The organism is Streptomyces sp. NPDC127100, assembly GCF_042724095.1.
Classification (GTDB): Bacteria; Actinomycetota; Actinomycetes; order Streptomycetales; family Streptomycetaceae; genus Streptomyces.
Genome location: NZ_JBHXFL010000026.1, coordinates 40,601 through 57,275 on the forward strand (window position 1 = coordinate 40,601; position 16,675 = coordinate 57,275).

General features: G+C 74.1%; 14 protein-coding genes. 7 read left to right on the forward strand and 7 right to left on the reverse strand.

The window, feature by feature from the left end; genetic code table 11:
- The first annotated feature begins 3 nt into the window (after window positions 1–3).
- Together ACFWJB_RS22475 and ACFWJB_RS22480 are read left to right on the forward strand one after the other, a co-directional pair.
- The gene (locus tag ACFWJB_RS22475; protein WP_385470000.1) at window positions 4–831 is read left to right on the forward strand and encodes a carbohydrate ABC transporter permease; all 828 of its coding nucleotides are present in this window, start codon (window positions 4–6) and stop codon (window positions 829–831) included.
- Window positions 832–860: 29 nt separating this feature from the next.
- Window positions 861–2,240, forward strand: coding sequence for a GH1 family beta-glucosidase (locus tag ACFWJB_RS22480; protein ID WP_386924296.1), 1,380 nt, complete (start codon window positions 861–863; stop codon window positions 2,238–2,240).
- Window positions 2,241–2,290: 50 nt separating this feature from the next.
- Here the strand turns inward: ACFWJB_RS22480 and ACFWJB_RS22485 are convergent, their stop codons facing one another.
- Window positions 2,291–3,532 (reverse strand): ROK family protein, encoded by a 1,242-nt coding sequence (locus ACFWJB_RS22485; RefSeq protein ID WP_386924298.1) that lies wholly within the window; start codon window positions 3,530–3,532, stop codon window positions 2,291–2,293.
- Between the two features lie 158 nt (window positions 3,533–3,690).
- Here ACFWJB_RS22485 and ACFWJB_RS22490 point away from each other — a divergent pair, with 158 nt between their 5' ends.
- Both ACFWJB_RS22490 and ACFWJB_RS22495 read left to right on the forward strand, forming a co-directional pair.
- Window positions 3,691–4,863, forward strand: a complete 1,173-nt coding sequence (locus ACFWJB_RS22490) for an MFS transporter (RefSeq protein WP_386924300.1) — start codon at window positions 3,691–3,693, stop codon at window positions 4,861–4,863.
- A 75-nt stretch (window positions 4,864–4,938) separates the two neighbouring features.
- Complete coding sequence (locus tag ACFWJB_RS22495; RefSeq protein WP_386924302.1) at window positions 4,939–5,688, forward strand: maleylpyruvate isomerase family mycothiol-dependent enzyme; 750 nt, start codon at window positions 4,939–4,941, stop codon at window positions 5,686–5,688.
- A 24-nt stretch (window positions 5,689–5,712) separates the two neighbouring features.
- Here ACFWJB_RS22495 and ACFWJB_RS22500 read toward each other — a convergent pair whose 3' ends face one another.
- The 3 genes from ACFWJB_RS22500 to ACFWJB_RS22510 form a co-directional block, all read right to left on the reverse strand.
- Window positions 5,713–6,378, reverse strand: a complete 666-nt coding sequence (locus ACFWJB_RS22500; protein ID WP_386924304.1) for a response regulator — start codon at window positions 6,376–6,378, stop codon at window positions 5,713–5,715.
- On the reverse strand, window positions 6,375–7,613 hold the full coding sequence (locus ACFWJB_RS22505; protein ID WP_386924306.1) for a sensor histidine kinase: 1,239 nt from the start codon (window positions 7,611–7,613) through the stop codon (window positions 6,375–6,377). Before ACFWJB_RS22505 ends, ACFWJB_RS22500 begins: the two co-directional genes overlap by 4 nt.
- Window positions 7,614–7,816: 203 nt before the next feature.
- Window positions 7,817–9,058: a geranylgeranyl reductase family protein gene (locus ACFWJB_RS22510; protein ID WP_386924308.1), complete on the reverse strand. Its 1,242-nt coding sequence runs from the start codon at window positions 9,056–9,058 to the stop codon at window positions 7,817–7,819.
- A gap of 228 nt (window positions 9,059–9,286) precedes the next feature.
- Here ACFWJB_RS22510 and ACFWJB_RS22515 point away from each other — a divergent pair, with 228 nt between their 5' ends.
- A complete protein-coding gene (locus tag ACFWJB_RS22515) occupies window positions 9,287–10,642 on the forward strand; it encodes a dipeptidase (RefSeq protein ID WP_386924310.1) in 1,356 nt (451 codons plus the stop codon).
- 126 nt (window positions 10,643–10,768) lie between these two features.
- Here the strand turns inward: ACFWJB_RS22515 and ACFWJB_RS22520 are convergent, their stop codons facing one another.
- Both ACFWJB_RS22520 and ACFWJB_RS22525 read right to left on the reverse strand, forming a co-directional pair.
- Window positions 10,769–11,809, reverse strand: a complete 1,041-nt coding sequence (locus ACFWJB_RS22520; RefSeq protein WP_386924312.1) for an NUDIX domain-containing protein — start codon at window positions 11,807–11,809, stop codon at window positions 10,769–10,771.
- A 142-nt stretch (window positions 11,810–11,951) separates the two neighbouring features.
- Window positions 11,952–12,149, reverse strand: coding sequence for a hypothetical protein (locus ACFWJB_RS22525; protein ID WP_385463966.1), 198 nt, complete (start codon window positions 12,147–12,149; stop codon window positions 11,952–11,954).
- 233 nt (window positions 12,150–12,382) lie between these two features.
- Here ACFWJB_RS22525 and ACFWJB_RS22530 point away from each other — a divergent pair, with 233 nt between their 5' ends.
- Entirely contained in the window at window positions 12,383–14,413 is a 2,031-nt protein-coding gene (locus tag ACFWJB_RS22530; RefSeq protein WP_386924314.1) for an NPCBM/NEW2 domain-containing protein, read from the forward strand.
- A gap of 16 nt (window positions 14,414–14,429) precedes the next feature.
- Here the strand turns inward: ACFWJB_RS22530 and ACFWJB_RS22535 are convergent, their stop codons facing one another.
- Window positions 14,430–15,383: an ROK family protein gene (locus tag ACFWJB_RS22535; protein WP_385463973.1), complete on the reverse strand. Its 954-nt coding sequence runs from the start codon at window positions 15,381–15,383 to the stop codon at window positions 14,430–14,432.
- Between the two features lie 210 nt (window positions 15,384–15,593).
- Here ACFWJB_RS22535 and ACFWJB_RS22540 point away from each other — a divergent pair, with 210 nt between their 5' ends.
- Window positions 15,594–16,670, forward strand: a complete 1,077-nt coding sequence (locus tag ACFWJB_RS22540) for a LacI family DNA-binding transcriptional regulator (RefSeq protein WP_385463976.1) — start codon at window positions 15,594–15,596, stop codon at window positions 16,668–16,670.
- The last annotated feature ends 5 nt before the right edge of the window (window positions 16,671–16,675 follow it).

Consider the following 16,675-nt stretch of genomic DNA (forward strand, 5'->3'; position numbering starts at 1 on the left):
ACGATGGCTCCTCAGACTCCCCCCGGGTCCCGGCGCCGCTGGGGCTCCACCGTCGCCGGTGTGCTCGTCCTGTGCGTGATGCTGTTCCCGCTGTACTGGATGCTCAACACCGCGCTCCAGCCCGAGTCGGGGCTGCTCGAGGTCGACCCGGTGCCGGGCGGCGTGGACCTGTCCGGCTTCTCCAAGGCGCTCAGTGACCAGGGCGGCCATCTGCTGACCTCGCTGGCCGTCTCGCTCGGCGCGGTCGTCATCTGCCTGGCGATCGCGGCGCCCGCGGCGTACGGGCTGGCGCGGTTCGGGCTGCGCGGCTCGCGCACCATCGTGTTCGGGACGCTGATCACCCAGATGGTGCCGGGCATCGTCATCGCCAACGCGCTCTACAACTCCTACGTCGACCTGGGCCTGGTCAACTCCTACTTCGGCCTGATGCTGGCGGACGCCTCGCTCGGCATCCCGTTCTCCATCGTCCTCATGCGGTCCTTCATGGTGTCGATCCCCGGCGAGGTGATCGAGGCCGCGCAGATGGACGGCGCCGGACCGGTCCGGACGTTCCTGCGGGTGGTCCTGCCGATGAGCCGCAACTCCCTCATCACCTCGGGCCTGTTCGCCTTCCTGTTCTCGTGGAGCGACTTCATGTTCGCGCTCACCCTGAACACCACCGACGAGGTCAAGCCGGTCACGCTGGGCATCTACCAGTACATCGGCGCGCACGTCGGCGACTGGGGCTCGGTGATGGCCGCCTCCGTGCTGTCCGCCGTCCCCGCGGCGATCCTGCTCGTCCTCGCCCAGAAGTACATCGCCGCCGGCATCACCGGCGGTTCCGTCAAGTGACCACCGCACCTGGAGATGGGCTCTTCCGCATGAGTGACTTCCCCGGCTTCCCGCCCGGCTTCGTCTTCGGCGCCGCGACCGCCTCGTACCAGATCGAGGGCGCGGCACGGGAGGACGGCCGCGGGCCGTCGATCTGGGACACCTACAGCCACACCCCCGGTCTGACGGCCAACGGCGACACCGGTGACGTGGCCTGCGACCACTACCACCGCTACCGGGAGGACGTGGCGCTGCTGCGCGACCTGGGCGTGGACTCGTACCGCTTCTCGATCGCCTGGCCGCGCATCGTGCCCGACGGGTCGGGCGCGGTGAACGGCAAGGGGCTGGACTTCTACTCCCGCCTCGTCGACGAGCTGCTGGAGGCCGGCATCGAGCCGGCCGCCACCCTCTACCACTGGGACCTGCCGCAGGCGCTGGAGGACCGCGGCGGCTGGCGGGTGCGGGAGACGGCGGAGCGGTTCGCCGAGTACACGGCCGTGGTCGCCGAGCACCTGGGCGACCGCGTGCCGCGCTGGATCACGCTGAACGAGCCGTGGTGCAGCTCCTTCCTCGGCTACTCCATCGGCCGCCACGCCCCCGGCGCCAAGGAGGGCCGCGGCGCCCTGGCCGCCGTCCACCACCTGCTGGTCGGCCACGGTCTGGCGGTCCGGGCACTGCGGGCGGCCGGGGTGCGGGAGGCCGGCATCACGCTCAACCTGGACCGCAACCTGCCGGCCACCGACTCCCCCGCCGACCTGGCGGCCGTGGTCCGCGCCGACACCCAGCACAACCTGGTGTGGACCGAGCCGCTCCTGGCGGGCCGGTACCCGGCGACGGAGGAGGAGACCTTCGGCGAGCTGATCACCGGCGAGGACTTCCGGCGGGACGGCGACCTGGAGCTGATCTCCCAGCCGCTGGACTTCCTCGGCATCAACTACTACCGGCCGATCGTGGTCGCCGACGCCCCGTACCGCGAGGCGGACCCGGCGCTCAGGGTGGCGACGGACAACCGCTACGAGGAGGTGCGGCTGCCCGGCGTGCGGCACACGGCGATGGGCTGGCCGGTCGTCCCCGGCAGCTTCACCGACCTGCTCGTGCAGCTGAAGAAGCAGTACGGTGACGCGCTGCCGCCGGTCCACATCACGGAGAACGGCTCGGCGGAGGACGACACGGTCGCCGCGGACGGCGCGGTGCACGACACGGACCGGGTCGCCTACCTGCGCGACCACCTCACGGCCCTGCGGGCGGCGATGGACGCGGGCGTGGACGTGCGGGGCTACTACGTGTGGTCGCTGCTGGACAACTTCGAGTGGGCGTTCGGCTACGACAAGCGCTTCGGCATCGTGCGGGTCGACTACGGCACGCAGGAGCGCACGCCGAAGGACAGCTACCGCTGGTACCGGGAGCTGATCGCCGCGCACCGCGGGTGAGACACCGCGGGGAGGGGGCCGCCGGGCAGCCGGGCGGCCCCCTCCCCGTTTCAGCCCGCGCCGCGTTCCGCGTGCCCGGCCGGGTCCGCGAGCACCTCGCGGACGATCGCTCCGGCCGCGCCCCGGGCCGCGTCGCCGAGGGACGAGGCGGCCCGCAGCCGCTTCCCGTCCTCGGTCCACAGCCCGGAGACCACCCGCAGGGCGAGTTCGCGGTCGACGGCGGGCGCCAGCCAGTCCATCAGCTCCCGGTAGACACCGCCGAGCATCACCGCTTCGGGATCGAAGAGGTTCACCGCACCCGACACCACGACGCCCAGCTGCCGTCCCGCCCGTTCGATCGCCGCCAGCGCGGACGGCTCGCCCCGCCGCGCCCGGCGTTCGAGTTCGGCGACGCCCCGCACGCCGGTGCCCGCGTCGATGCCCGCGGCCTTCAGCAGGGCGGCCTGACCGGCGTACTGCTCCAGGCAGCCGCGGGCCCCGCACCGGCACAGCGGACCGTCCGGGTCGACGACCATGTGCCCGATCTCCCCGGCGAAGCCGTGCGCGCCGCGCAGCAGCTCGCCCCGGAGGACCAGCGCGCCGCCGATGCCGATCTCGCCCGTCAGATAGAGGAAGCTGCGCACTCCCGCGGTGCCCGCCCCGAACCACAGCTCGGCGAGCGCGGCGGCGTTGGCCTCGTTGTCGGAGCTGACCGGCAGCGGGCGGTGGGCGGGTCGCAGGGCCAGGAGCGCCTGCGCGAACAGGCCCTCGACGGCGACCCGCTGCCATCCGAGGTTGGGTGCCTGGCGGACGGTGCCGCCGGTCACCAGTCCGGGCAGCGCGACGTGGACGCCGGCCGGTGCGAGGTCCTGCTCGGCCGCCGAGCCGACGGCGCGGGCCGCGAGCCGGGCCGCGCGCGCCAGCACCTCGGAGGGCTGGACCCCGCGGTTGTCGTGGTGCTCCACGAGGCGCACCCGGTCGGTGCCGGCGAGGTCGACCACGCACACGGTGACGTAGTCGATGTTGATCTCGACGCCCAGACCCGCCGGACCCGACCGGGACACCTTCAGGACGGTGCCGGGCCGGCCCACCTGGCCGCTGCTGGTCTTGCCCCACTCGGTGACGAAGCCGTACTCCAGCAACTGCTCCACCAGGGACGACACCGCGGCGCGGGTCAGCCCGACGTGCGTGGCGATCCCGGCCCGGGTCGCCTCCCCCGCGTCGTGCACGGCTCTCAGGACCAGACTGAGGTTGTGCCGTCTGACCGTGGCCTTGTCGGCCTTCGGCTCCAGGGGGGTCAGGTTGTTCATCATCGTGCGTCGAGCGTATGCGACGGCGAACCCGGCTCCCACCTGGGACGGAGCCGCGACGAGCGGGCGGCGGGCGAGGACCCGGCCTTGCCGGTCGCCGGGGTCCGCACCTAGCCTGCTGTTTTGTGCCGCAAATAAACAAAACCCGATCGCACAGCGCCGTGCCGGGTCCCCGAACCGATCTCACCCGTCTCCGAGCCGCCCTGACCGCCTTCTTCGCCCTCGACGGCTTCGTCTTCGCGGGCTGGGTCGTGCGCATCCCCGCCATCAAGGAGCAGACCGGCGCCTCCGCCGCCACGCTGGGACTGGCCCTGCTCGGTGTCTCGGCGGGCGCCGTGGTCACCATGACCCTCACGGGACGGCTGTGCCGCCGCTACGGCAGCCATCCCGTCACCGTCGCCTGCGCGGTCCTGCTCTGCCTGAGCGTGGCCCTTCCCCCGCTGACCCACTCCGCGCTCGCCCTCGGCGCCTTCCTGCTGGTGTTCGGCAGCGCGTACGGCGGGATCAACGTCGCCTTCAACAGTGCCGCCGTCGATCTGGTGGCCGTGCTGCGGCGCCCGATCATGCCGAGCTTCCACGCCGCGTTCAGCCTCGGCGGCATGGTCGGCGCCGGGCTCGGCGGGCTCGTCGCCGGGTCGCTGTCGCCGGTCCGGCATCTGCTCGGCCTCACCGTGATCGGCCTGCTGGTCACGGCGGTCGCGGGCCGCGCCCTGCTGCGCTGCGCACCCGCCGCGCCGCCGGACGCCGCCCGCCGGCACGAGGGCACCCCACGCCGGCTCGACGGCCGTACCCGGCGCCTGGTGTTCACCTTCGGCCTGATCGCGCTGTGCACGGCGTACGGGGAGGGGGCGATGGCCGACTGGGGCGCCCTGCACCTGGAGCAGGACCTCGACGTGTCGCCGGGCCTGGCGGCGGCCGGCTACTCCTGCTTCGCGCTCGCCATGACCGTGGGCCGGCTGACCGGCACGACGCTGCTGGAGCGCCTCGGGCAGACGCCGACGGTGGTGGCCGGCGGCACCGTCGCCGTGGCCGGCATGCTGCTCGGTTCGCTCGCCCCCTCCGTGTGGGCGGCGCTGTTCGGCTTCGCGGTCACCGGGCTCGGTCTCGCCAACCTCTTCCCCGTCGCGGTGGAACGGGCCGGCGCGCTGGGCGGCCCGAGCGGCGTCGCCACCGCGTCCACCCTGGGCTACGGCGGCATGCTCCTCGGGCCGCCCGCGATCGGCTTCATGGCCGACTGGATGTCGCTGCCGGCGGCGCTCACCAGCGTCGCGGCACTGGCGGCCGTGGCGGTGCTCATCACCCTCGCGACCCGCCGCGCGGCGGCCTCGCCCTGACGGGGTCCGGCGTCCCGCGCACCGGGTGGTGACGGGCCTGCCCCGGGGCGCGTCCCGTCGTGCAGACTCTGCGCCATGGAGACCGTCACGTTCGTCGAGACACTGGACCGCGAGGGCGGGCTGCTGGCCGCCGCCGCGGAGAAGGCGGGGACCGGCGCCGAGGTGCCGACCTGCCCCGGCTGGCGGGTGCGCGACCTGCTGCGGCACACCGGGACGGTGCACCGCTGGGCGGCCGGGTTCGTCGCCGAGGGCCACACCTCGTACCACCCCGACGGCGGCCTGCCCGACCTGGACGGCGACCGGCTCCTGGCCTGGTTCCGCGAGGGTCACCGGCAGCTCGTCACCACCCTCGCCACCGCCCCGCCCGACGTGCGCTGCTGGCACTTCCTGCCCGCGCCGTCGCCGCTGGCCTTCTGGGCCCGGCGCCAGGCGCACGAGACGACCGTGCACCGGCTCGACGCCGAGTCGGCCCGGGACGGCGACCCGGCCGGCGGCGCCCCGGCCGACGTCGGCACGGACTTCGCCGTGGACGGCATAGAGGAGCTGCTGTGCGCGTTCCACGCCCGCCCCAGGAGCGCGGTGCGCACCGGGGAACCCCACGCCCTGCGGGTACGGGCGACGGACGCCCCCGGTGCCGTGTGGACCGTACGGCTGTCGGCCGAGCCGCCCGTCGCGCACCGCACAGGCGCCGACGCCGCCGACTGCGAACTGAGCGGTCCGGCCGCGGCGCTGTACGCGGCGCTGTGGAACCGCCGCCCGTTCCCGGAGGTGACCGGCGACCGGTCCCTGGCCGCGCTGTGGCGCGAGAGGTCGGGCGTCACCTGAGCCGAGCCGGTCCGGGCGCGGGGTTCAGCCCAGCCAGCCCGGGCGCACCAGCCCCGACTCGTAGGCGAGGACGACGAGTTGGGCACGGTCGCGGGCGCCCAGCTTCACCATGGTGCGGCTGACGTGGGTCTTGGCGGTGAGGGGGCTGACGACCAGGCGGCGGGCGATCTCGTCGTTGGACAGGCCGATGCCGACCAGGGCCATCACCTCCCGTTCCCGCTCGGTGAGGCGGGACAGCGCGCCGGCGGCGGCCGGTTCCTTGGAGCGCGCCGCGAACTCGGCGATCAGACGGCGGGTCACCCCCGGCGAGAGCAGCGCGTCCCCGGCCACCACGGCCCTCACGGCGCGCAGGAGTTCGGCGGGCTCGGTGTCCTTGACCAGGAACCCGGAGGCGCCCGAGCGGATGGCCTCGAAGACGTACTCGTCGAGCTCGAAGGTGGTGAGCATGACCACCTTCACGTCCTTCAGCGCCTCGTCGCCGGTGACCCGGCGGGTGGCGGCCAGGCCGTCGAGGGCGGGCATCCTGATGTCCATCAGGACGACGTCGGGGCGCAGTTCGCTGATCGCGCGCACCGCCTCCTCGCCGTCTGCGGCCTCACCGGCCACCTCGATGTCCGGCTGCGCGTCCAGCAGGGCCCGGAAGCCCGCCCGGACCAGTGACTGGTCGTCGGCCAGCAGTACCCGGATCACCGGTCCTCCTCCTCGGCGTGCCGCACGGTGAGCGGAAGGGACGCGAGCACCCGGAAGCCGCCGCCGGGGCGCGGGCCCGCCTCGACGGTGCCACCGAGCGCCGCCGCCCGCTCCCGCATGCCGGCCAGTCCGTTGCCGCTGCCGCCCGCCGGGGCGCCGGTCGCGGGTCCGTCGTCGTCGATGCGCAGCCGCAGGGTGCCGCCGTCCCGGGTGAGGTGGACGCGGGCGCGGCGCGAACCCGAGTGCCGTACCACGTTGGTGAGGGCCTCCTGGAGGATCCGGAACGCCGCGAGGCCGGTGCCGGGCGGCAGGCGCGGCGGCTCCCCCTCGACCTCCACGGTGAGTCCGGCGCTCGCCGCCTGTTCCACCAGCTCGGGCAGCCGGTCCAGGCCGGGGGCCGGGGCGCGGGGCGCGTCTCCGGGGGCGCGGAGGGTGTCGAGGACCTGCCGGACCTCGCCGAGCGCCTCCTTGCTCTTGCCCTTGATGGTGGTGAGCGCGGTGCGGGCCTGTTCCGGGTCGCTGTCCAGGAGGGCGAGACCGACGCCCGCCTGCACGTTGATGACGGAGATGCTGTGGGCGAGGACGTCGTGCAGTTCGCGGGCGATCCGCAGCCGTTCCCGGTCCGCGCGCCGCCTGGCGGCCTGCTCGCGTTCGGCCCGCTCCCGCGCCCACTGCTCGCGCCTGGTGCGGGCCAGCTCCGACAGGGCGACGATCGCCACCACCCAGACGGCGATCACCAGCTCCTGCCCCCAGGAGGCGGCCCGGTCCCCCGACGGCGGCAGCCACCGGTAGAGCCAGTGGGCCAGCAGGGCGTGCCCGGCCCACAGCGCGGCCATCGCCGCCCACGCGGCTCCGCGGTGCCCGGCGACGACGGCACTGAGGCAGGCCACCGCGACGGCGAGGAACACCGGCCCGTACGGATATCCGGCCCCCAGGTACACCAGGGTGGTGGCGGCAGTGCCGGACACGACGACCACCGGGTACCGCTGCCGGGCCAGCAGGGCGACGCCGGTCACGAGCAGCAGGACGCGGGCGAAGGGGTCGAGCGGGGACCGTTCCCCCGTCTGGGCGTGGGCGGCGAAGTTCGAGCCGAGCAGCACGAACGCCGTGATCAGCGCCGTGGAGAGCCAGGGCCACCGGGGACCGCGCTCGCCGTCGCCCCGGTGGTGCCGCCACGAGGGCGCGTACCGCCACCGCGGCGGTGGCCCGCCCCCGTGCTCGTGCTGTCCGTCCATGCCCGCCACGCTAGACGCCGCGCACGCCGGGCGGCGTCACCCGCGCGTGGTGATCGCGGGTACTCCCGGCGAAGTACGGCGGCGGCCGGCGACGCGGAGCGGCGGGGCGGCTCGGCGCCCCGCCCGCGGCCACCGGAGCGGACGCTCCCGGCGCCTCCCGGACGGGCCGGCGCACCCGTGCCTCCCGTTGGCCGGGAGCGCGGTCAGGCTCCGGTCTCGTCGGCCGCGGGCGCCGCGGACCGCCGGTCCACGGCCGACAGGGCCCGCTGCGCGAGCGGGTGGCTGCGGACCAGCTCGCCGAGCGACGTCGAGCCCTGGGTGATGTCCCGGAACGCCTTCCAGGCGGGACGGAAGCCGGTCAGCGCCGCGTGGAAGAATCCCGGACGGCGCTCGAACATCGTCAGCATCCGCTTGCCGACGCTCATCTCGACGCCCAGCCCGGCCTTGACGGCGAACGCGTAGTTCAGGGCCTGCTTGCGCGCGTCCACGGCGTCGTGCGCCTCCGCGATCCGCACCGCCCACTCCCCCGCGAGCCGTCCCGAGCGCAGCGCGAACGAGATGCCCTCGCGCGTCCACGGCTCCAGGAGCCCCGCCGCGTCCCCGCACACCAGCACCCGGCCCCGGGACAGCGGCGAGTCGTCGGCGCGGCAGCGCGTCAAGTGGCCGGAGGAGATGCTCGGTTCGAAGCCGGCGAGACCGAGGCGCCCGATGAAGTCCTCCAGGTACCGCTTGGTCGCCGCGCCCTCGCCGCGGGCCGAGATCACACCGACGGTGAGCGTGTCGCCCTTGGGGAACACCCAGCCGTAACTGCCCGGCATCGGGCCCCAGTCGATGAGGACCCGCCCCTTCCAGTCGTCGGCGACCGTCTCGGGCACCGGGATCTCGGACTCCAGGCCGAGGTCGACCTGGTCCAGCTTGACCCCGACGTGCGCGCCTATCCGGCTCGCGCTGCCGTCCGCGCCGACGACGGCCCGGGCCAGCACCGTCTCGCCGCCCTGGAGGACGACGGCGACGGTCCGCCGGTCGGGCACCGCCGACCCGTGCTGCTCGACCCGCGTCACCGTCGCCCCGGTGCGCAGCTCGGCGCCCGCCTTCTGGGCGTGCTCGACGAGTTGCTGGTCGAACTCCGGCCGGTTGACGAGGCCGAACAGCATCTGCTTGGAGCGCCGGGTCCGGGTGAAGCGGCCGTTGTGGGAGAACGTCACCGCGTGCACACGGTCCCGGAACGGCAGGTCGAAGCCGGGAGGCAGGGTGTCGCGCGAGGGTCCGATGATGCCGCCGCCGCACGTCTTGTAGCGGGGCAGCTCCGCCTTCTCCAGCAGCAGCACGCGCCGCCCCGCGACCGCCGCCGCGTAGGCGGCCGAGGCCCCTGCCGGTCCCGCGCCCACCACGACGACGTCCCAGACCTGACGCGTGTCGTCCGCCGAAGAGTTCTCGCTGCTCACGATGGTCTACTGCTCCGATCAAACCGCATGCCGCACCTGACCCCCGCATCCTACGGCGGGCATCGCCGCAGGCCACTGTGGGAGGATCGGCGACGGACGCCACCCGCACACCGGGAGGTGCCCGCACCCGCAGGATCACCCGTACACAGCGGTACGCATGCGGGCACTCGCCGCAGCGCCCGCTCACGTACTCATCGGTACAACGTCGCACCCGCAAGGAGCGTGCCCATGTCGTCGAATCCGGTCGCCGAGACCGTGTCCTCGCTGATGCCCAGGGCGAAGGAGGAGCTGGCCGAGCTGGTGGCCTTCAAGTCGGTGGCGGACTTCGGCCAGTTCCCGCGCGTCGAGAGCGAGGGCGCCGCCGGCTGGATAGCCTCCGCGCTGCGCGCCGAGGGCTTCGAGGACGTGGCCCTGCTCGACACCCCGGACGGCACCCAGTCGGTGTACGGCTTCCTGCCGGGCCCCGAGGGCGCGAGGACGGTGCTGCTCTACGCGCACTACGACGTGCAGCCGCCGCTGGACGAGGCGGGCTGGGACACACCGCCGTTCGAGCTGACCGAGCGCGACGGCCGCTGGTACGGACGCGGCAGCGCCGACTGCAAGGGCGGCGTGCTGATGCACCTGCTCGCCCTGCGCGCGCTGAAGGCGAACGGCGGCGTGCCGGTGCACGTCAAGGTCATCGTCGAGGGCTCCGAGGAGCAGGGCACGGGCGGTCTGGAGCGGTACGCCGAGGCACACCCCGAGCTGCTGGCGGCGGACACCGTCGTCATCGGCGACGCCGGCAACTTCCGCGTCGGTCTGCCGACGGTCACCTCGACCCTGCGCGGCATGACGCTGGTCCGCGTGAAGGTCGACACGCTCGAGGGCAACCTGCACTCCGGCCAGTTCGGCGGCGCGGCACCCGACGCGCTGGGCGCGCTGATCCGCGTCCTGGACTCGCTGCGCGCCGAGGACGGTTCGACGGCCGTCGACGGCCTGGCGTCGGACAACGGGTGGCAGGGGCTGCAGTACGACGAGGAGCAGTTCCGCCGGGACGCCAAGGTGCTGGACGGTGTGGAACTGATCGGCTCCGGCTCGGTCGCCGACCGCATCTGGGCGCGCCCCGCCGTCACGGTGCTCGGCATCGACTGCCCGCCGGTGATCGGCGCGACTCCCTCGGTGCAGGCGAGTGCCCGGGCCCTGGTGAGCCTGCGGGTCCCGCCGGGCGTGGACGCCGCCGAGGCCACCAAGCTGCTCCGGGCCCACCTGGAGACGCGCACGCCGTGGGGCGCGCGGGTGGAGGTCGAACAGATCGGCCAGGGCCAGGCGTTCCGCGCCGACACCACCAGCCCGGCGTACCAGGCGATGGCGGACGCGATGGCGGTGGCGTACCCGGGCGAGGAGATGCAGTACGCCGGCCAGGGCGGATCCATCCCGCTGTGCAACACCCTCGCCGCGCTCTACCCGCGGGCGGAGATCCTGCTGATCGGCCTGAACGAGCCGGAGGCGCAGATCCACGCCGTGAACGAGAGCGTGTCCCCGGAGGAACTGGAGCGGCTGTCCGTGGCGGAGGCCCTGTTCCTGCGGAACTACGCGGCGAGCTGACGACTCCGCCCCTTCGCGCTCGGCCGGACGGGGGACGGCCCCCGTCACGGGCGCGGGCCGTCCCCGCGGGCGGCCCGGAAGGGCGCGGCGGGCGGTGGTGCGGACGCGCGGTGCGGCCGGCCGGTGTCAGCCGACCGGCCTGCCCGCCTCCAGGTACAGCGCCCTGCCGCGTTCCCTGGCCCGCAGGGCCCAGCGCAGGCGCTCGTAGCGGACCGGGGGCAGCAGGGCGGCGGCCTCGGTCTCGCCGACGAAGCGCCAGTCGCGCAGTTCGGGACCCGGCAGCAGCACCCGGTCCGCCTCCTCGGCGTCGAGCCGGCCGCCGTCGAAGAGCAGGCGCAGACCGCCGTAACCGGGGGGCGCGGGCGACTCCCAGTCGACGACCAGCAGGGCGGGCACCTCGTCGAGGTGGATGCCGGTCTCCTCGGCGACCTCGCGCATCCCGGCCCGGGCGGGCGCCTCGCCCGGTTCGACGACACCGCCGGGGAACTCCCAGCCGGGCTTGTAGGTGGGGTCGACGAGCAGTACCCGGTCCTGCTCGTCGAAGAGGAGGACACCGGCGGCCAGCGTCTCGGCGGTGGGCTCCGGGGTCTGCACGATGTCGCAGGCGGGCACCTTCCCGGTGCCGACGGCCTCGGCGATGCGGGCGGCGGTCTCGTACGGGGTGAGGCCGCCGTTGTCGATGGGATGGGCGTCGGCCGTCAGCCAGGAAGCGAGGGCGGCCCGGTACGGCTCGATGCGGTCGTACGACCACTGGCGTACGGGTATCTCCCCGTCCGCCGCCTCCGACCCCTCGCGGCGCGCCATCCGTTCCCGCAGGATCGTTTCCGCCGGAGCCAGGAGGACGTGCCGGACCGCTGTCCGGCGGGCGGCGAGGCCGCCGAAGATCTCGTCACGGTACTCCTGGCGCAGCAGGGTCATGGGGACCACCAGCGTCCCGCCGAGTTCGGCGAGCATCGCGGCCGCCGTGTCGATCACGAGGCGCCGCCAGATCGGCAGGTCCTGGACGTCTCCGACGTCGGCGAGGTGCTTGGGCGGCAGCAGGTGCCCGAGCGCCGCGCCGATGACCTCGGGGTCGAAGAGCGTGCTGTTCGGGATCAGCTCGATCAGTTCCCGTGCGGTGGTGGACTTCCCCGCACCGAACGCGCCGTTGATCCAGACGACGGTCACAGGTCCCCCTCTTGTCTTGGCCCCCTGTGGCTTGCCCGCTTCACCCTGCCACGGAAACCAGATCCAGTTGAGGGCCTACGACGGCGGCGCCGGTGCCCCCCGGACGAAGGGCACCGGCGCCGCGCGGGCCGCGAACGGCGCGTCAGGCGCCCCGCGCCGGACGGTCCTGGCCCAGGGACAGTCCCTCGGGGGCGACGGTCCGTTCCACGGTGCCGAGCGTGTCGTCCACGTCGAGGTGGTGGAGCGGGACGTCGTCCGGGGCGGCGTGGGACGGGCTGACGGCGGCGACGACGAAGCCGGTGGCCAGGGAGGCGAGGGCGAGCATGCTGCGCTTCTTCATGCCTGCTTCAACTGCGTGACCGGTCCCTGGTCACGGCCGGGCGTCCGTCCGGTCCACGAGCCGGTTCACGAGTGGCGTCTAATCACCATCACCCACCCTCTTCCAACAAAGCCCGACACGTCCTAACGTAAACGCGCAGTGATGACGTGCACATGGCGCCCCGGACCGTGTCCCTCCGCGCCCGTGCCACGTTTCACCCGTCGTTCCACCTGCCGCGGATTCGGAGGAACGTAATGAGACGTCACCTTTCCCCCCGCCCCACCCGCAGAGCCCTGGCCGGGGCGCTCGTCACCGGACTGCTGTGCGCGGCGGGACTCGCCGCCCCCGCGGCCGCCGCCCCGCCGGCCGCCCGGGAGCAGCCGGCGGCCGCCCCGGACGACGGACTCGCCCTCACCCCGCCCATGGGCTTCAACAACTGGAACTCCACGCACTGCCGCGCGGAGTTCGACGAGGCGATGGTCAAGGGCATCGCGGACATCTTCGTCGAGAAGGGCCTCAAGGACGCCGGGTACGAGTACGTCAACCTCGACGACTGCTGGGCGCTCCCGCAGCGGGGCGCCGACGGCAAGCTCGTGCCCGACCCGGCGCGCTTCCCGAACGGCATCGACGCGGTCGCCGACTACGTGCACGCCAAGGGCCTCAAGCTCGGCATCTACACCAGCGCGGGCACGAAGACGTGCGACAGCACCGGCATGCCCGGCGCCCTGGGCCACGAGTACAGCGACGCACGGCAGTTCGCCGACTGGGGCGTGGACTACCTCAAGTACGACAACTGCAACAACCAGGGCCTGGACGCCGTGCAGCGGTACACGACCATGCGCGACGCCCTGCGGGCCACCGGCCGGCCCATCGTGTACAGCATCTGCGAATGGGGCGAGAACAAGCCCTGGGAGTGGGCGGGCGACCTCGGGCACCTGTGGCGCACCACCGGCGACATCAGCGACAACTGGGGCTCGATGCTGTCGATCCTCAAGAAGAACCTCCCGCTCGCCCCGTACGCCGGCCCGGGCAACTGGAACGACCCGGACATGCTGGAGGTCGGCAACGGAGGCATGACCGGCACCGAGTACCGCACCCACTTCTCGATGTGGTCGGTCATGGCCGCCCCGCTCCTCATCGGCACCGACCTGCGCAAGGCGTCCGACGAGACCCTCGAGATCCTCGGCAACCGCGAGGTCATCGCGGTCGACCAGGACCCGCTGGGCAAGCAGGGCACCGTGATCTCCTCCGAGGGCGGCCGCTGGGTGGTCGCCAAGGAGATGCGGGACGGCAGCCGCGCGGTGGCGCTCTTCAACGAGTCCGACAGCCCGCAGCGGATCACCACCGACGCCGAGGCCGTGGGACTCCCGGACGCTCCCGCCTACACCCTGCGGGACCTGTGGCAGCACCGCGACTACCACACCGCGGGCACCCTGTCGGCCACCGTCCCCGCGCACGGCACGGTCCTCCTTCGGGTCCGGACCGACCGCGGCTGGGCCCAGCATCCGCCCGCCGTCGCACTCGGCCTGGAGGGCGGCACGCTGGTGGAGGCGGGCACCCCGGCCCCGCTGACCACGACGGCCACCGACCTCGGCCGCACCCCGGCGCGGCAGGTGTCCGTGACCGTGCGCGGCCCGGAGGGCTGGCGGGTGCGGGCCACCTCACCGACCGGCACCGCCGTCCTCCCGGCGGGCCGCTCGCTGCGCACCACGTGGTCCCTCACCGCGCCCGCGGGCACTCCCCCGGGGCCGTACGACCTCACCGTCGAGGTGACCCACCGCTCACCGGACGGCGCACGCGTGGGGACGACCCTGCCGGTGACGGCGTCCGTGGTGGTGCCGCCGCCCGCCGGGACGTCCGGGCTCGGCGACCTGCCGTGGCTGTCGGCCACCAACGGCTGGGGCCCGGTCGAGCGCGACACCAGCAACGGGGAGAGCGCCGCGGGCGACGGCAACCCGATCACCATCGGCGGCGTGGTGTACGAGGCCGGGCTCGGGGTGCACGCGGCGAGCAGCGTCGCGTACTACACGGGCAGGGCCTGCGAGAAGGTCACCGCCGAGGTCGGCGTCGACGACGAGAAGGGCGCCAAGGGAACCGTCGCCTTCCAGATCTGGGCGGACGGCACCGAGGTGGCGTCGACCGGGGTCCTCACCAACGCGATGCCGGCCCAGCCGATCAGCGCGGACGTGACCGGCGCCGAGGTGGTCCGGCTCGTCGTCACCAACGGCGGCGACAACACCGACTCGGACCACGCCGACTGGGCGCGGGCCCGGCTGACCTGCTGAGCCGCGTCCGCCCCGGTCAGACCCCCGCCGTGGTCACGCCCGCCGTCCTGGTGAGCGCGGCCGCGGCGGCCCCGACCAGTCCCGCGTCCGTGCCCATGCGGGCGGGCACGACCGTCAGGCGCTGCACGAAGGACAGCGTCGCGTAGTCGGCCAGGGCCTTGCGCAGCGGGCCGAAGAGCACCTCGCCGGCCTTGCCCACTCCCCCGCCGACCACGGCGATGTCGATCTCGACGAGGGTCGCGGTGGCGGCGATCCCGGCGGCCAGCGCCTGCGCCGCCCGCTCGAAGGAGGCCAGGGCCACCGGGTCGCCCAGGCGGGCGGCGGCCGCCACCGCGGCGGCCGACGTGTCGCCGTCCGGGCCGGGACGCCAGCCGTCGGCCAGCGCGCGCCGCGCGATGTTCGGGCCGCTGGCCACCCGCTCCACACAGCCGCGCGAGCCGCACGGGCACGGGTCGCCGTCCAGATCCACGCTGATGTGCCCGATGTGCCCGGCGTTGCCGGTCGGGCCGGGATGCAGCGCGCCGTTGAGGACCAGACCGCCGCCGACGCCCGTCGAGACGACCATGCACAGCGCGTTGTCGTGCCCGCGGGCCGCGCCCTGCCAGTGTTCGGCCGCCGTGATCGCCACTCCGTCGCCGATCAGCTCGACGGGCAGGCCACCGGTGGCGGCGCCGACCCGCCGGACGAGGGGGAAGCCGCGCCAGCCGGGCACGTTGACCGGGCTGACCGTGCCGGCGGAGGCGTCCACGGGTCCGGCGCTGCCGATGCCGACGGCCGTGACCCCTCCCCACAGCGGCGACGCGGTCAGCTCGGCGAGGACCGCGTCCACGGCACCCATCACGGTCTCGCCGTCCTCCCGGGCGGGCGTCGCACGCTGCGCGCGGGCCTGGATCCGGCCGTGGCCGTCCACCAGCGCCCCGGCGATCTTGGTGCCGCCGATGTCCAGCGCTGCCACGAGGTCGGTGTGCATCAGAGTCGGATCTCCCCGTCAACCGTAAGAAAGTGGGAACACGAGCGGGAGCAGCGGACGGCCGCGCGGTGGGGGTCGCGGACCGAAGAGTGCGATGGACAGTGTCCCCCGCATCTGACAACGTTGTCCAGGCTCTATGCTCGACGCCACATCCTCATACAAGCGCATCAGCACCGCATCCCCGTGGACGACAGGAGCCGACGCAATCCCGTGGACGACAGGACAGGACACCGCACCGTGCCCGACACGCCCCGCCGCGCCGACCGGCTCCCCGGGAACCGCTACGGCAACCGCCCCACCATGAAGGACGTCGCCGCCCGCGCCGGCGTCGGGCTGAAGACCGTCTCCCGGGTGGTCAACGGCGAACCGGGCGTCACCCCGGAGACCGAACGGCGCGTCCAGGAGGCCATCGACGCGCTCGGCTTCCGCCGCAACGACAGCGCACGGGTGCTCCGCAAGGGCCGTACCGCGAGCATCGGACTGGTGCTGGAGGACCTCGCGGACCCCTTCTACGGGCCGCTGAGCCGCGCGGTGGAGGAGGTGGCCCGCGCCCACGGGGCCCTGCTGATCAACGGCTCCAGCGCGGAGGACCCGGACCGTGAGCAGGAGCTGGTGCTGGCGTTGTGCGCGCGGCGCGTGGACGGGCTGCTGGTGATCCCGGCCGGGGACGACCACCGGTATCTGGAGCCCGAGCTCAAGGCCGGTGTCGCCACGGTGTTCGTCGACCGCCCGGCGGGGCAGATCGACGCGGACGTGGTGGTGTCCGACAACTTCGGCGGCGCCCGTGACGGCGTGGCCCACCTGATCGCGCACGGTCACCGCAGGATCGGCTTCATCGGCGACATGCCCCGCATCCACACCGCCGCCGAGCGGCTGCGCGGGTACCGGACCGCCATGGAGGACGCGGGCATACCGGTGAAGGACTCCTGGATGTCGCTGGGCGTCACCGACCCCGAGCGGGTGCGCCGGGCCGCCGAGGAGATGCTCGCCGACCCGCACCCGGTGACCGCGGTGTTCACGGGCAACAACCGGGTGACGGTCACCGTGATCCGCGTCCTCGCCGAGCACACCCGGCGCGTCGCCCTGGTCGGCTTCGACGACATCGAGCTCGCCGACCTGCTGCGGCCGGGCCTCACCGTGGTCGCCCAGGACGCGGCGGCCCTCGGCCGTACGGCGGCCGAGCGGCTGTTCGGGCAGCTGGACGGCACCCTGCTCGCCCCCGAGCGCATCGAACTGCCGACCCGGCTGGTCACCCGCGGCTCGGGCGAACTGCCGCCGGCGGACTGAGCGAC

Bases quoted from the DNA above. Each gene is read 5' to 3' on its own strand.
- ACFWJB_RS22515 (WP_386924310.1), top strand. From the start codon at position 9,287: ATGTCGTCGAATCCGGTCGCCGAGACCGTGTCCTCGCTGATGCCCAGG.
- ACFWJB_RS22485 (WP_386924298.1), bottom strand. From the start codon at position 3,532: ATGATGAACAACCTGACCCCCCTGGAGCCGAAGGCCGACAAGGCCACG.
- ACFWJB_RS22480 (WP_386924296.1), top strand. From the start codon at position 861: ATGAGTGACTTCCCCGGCTTCCCGCCCGGCTTCGTCTTCGGCGCCGCG.
- ACFWJB_RS22530 (WP_386924314.1), top strand. From the start codon at position 12,383: ATGAGACGTCACCTTTCCCCCCGCCCCACCCGCAGAGCCCTGGCCGGG.
- ACFWJB_RS22535 (WP_385463973.1), bottom strand. From the start codon at position 15,383: ATGCACACCGACCTCGTGGCAGCGCTGGACATCGGCGGCACCAAGATC.
- ACFWJB_RS22495 (WP_386924302.1), top strand. From the start codon at position 4,939: ATGGAGACCGTCACGTTCGTCGAGACACTGGACCGCGAGGGCGGGCTG.
- ACFWJB_RS22525 (WP_385463966.1), bottom strand. From the start codon at position 12,149: ATGAAGAAGCGCAGCATGCTCGCCCTCGCCTCCCTGGCCACCGGCTTC.
- ACFWJB_RS22505 (WP_386924306.1), bottom strand. From the start codon at position 7,613: ATGGACGGACAGCACGAGCACGGGGGCGGGCCACCGCCGCGGTGGCGG.
- ACFWJB_RS22475 (WP_385470000.1), top strand. From the start codon at position 4: ATGGCTCCTCAGACTCCCCCCGGGTCCCGGCGCCGCTGGGGCTCCACC.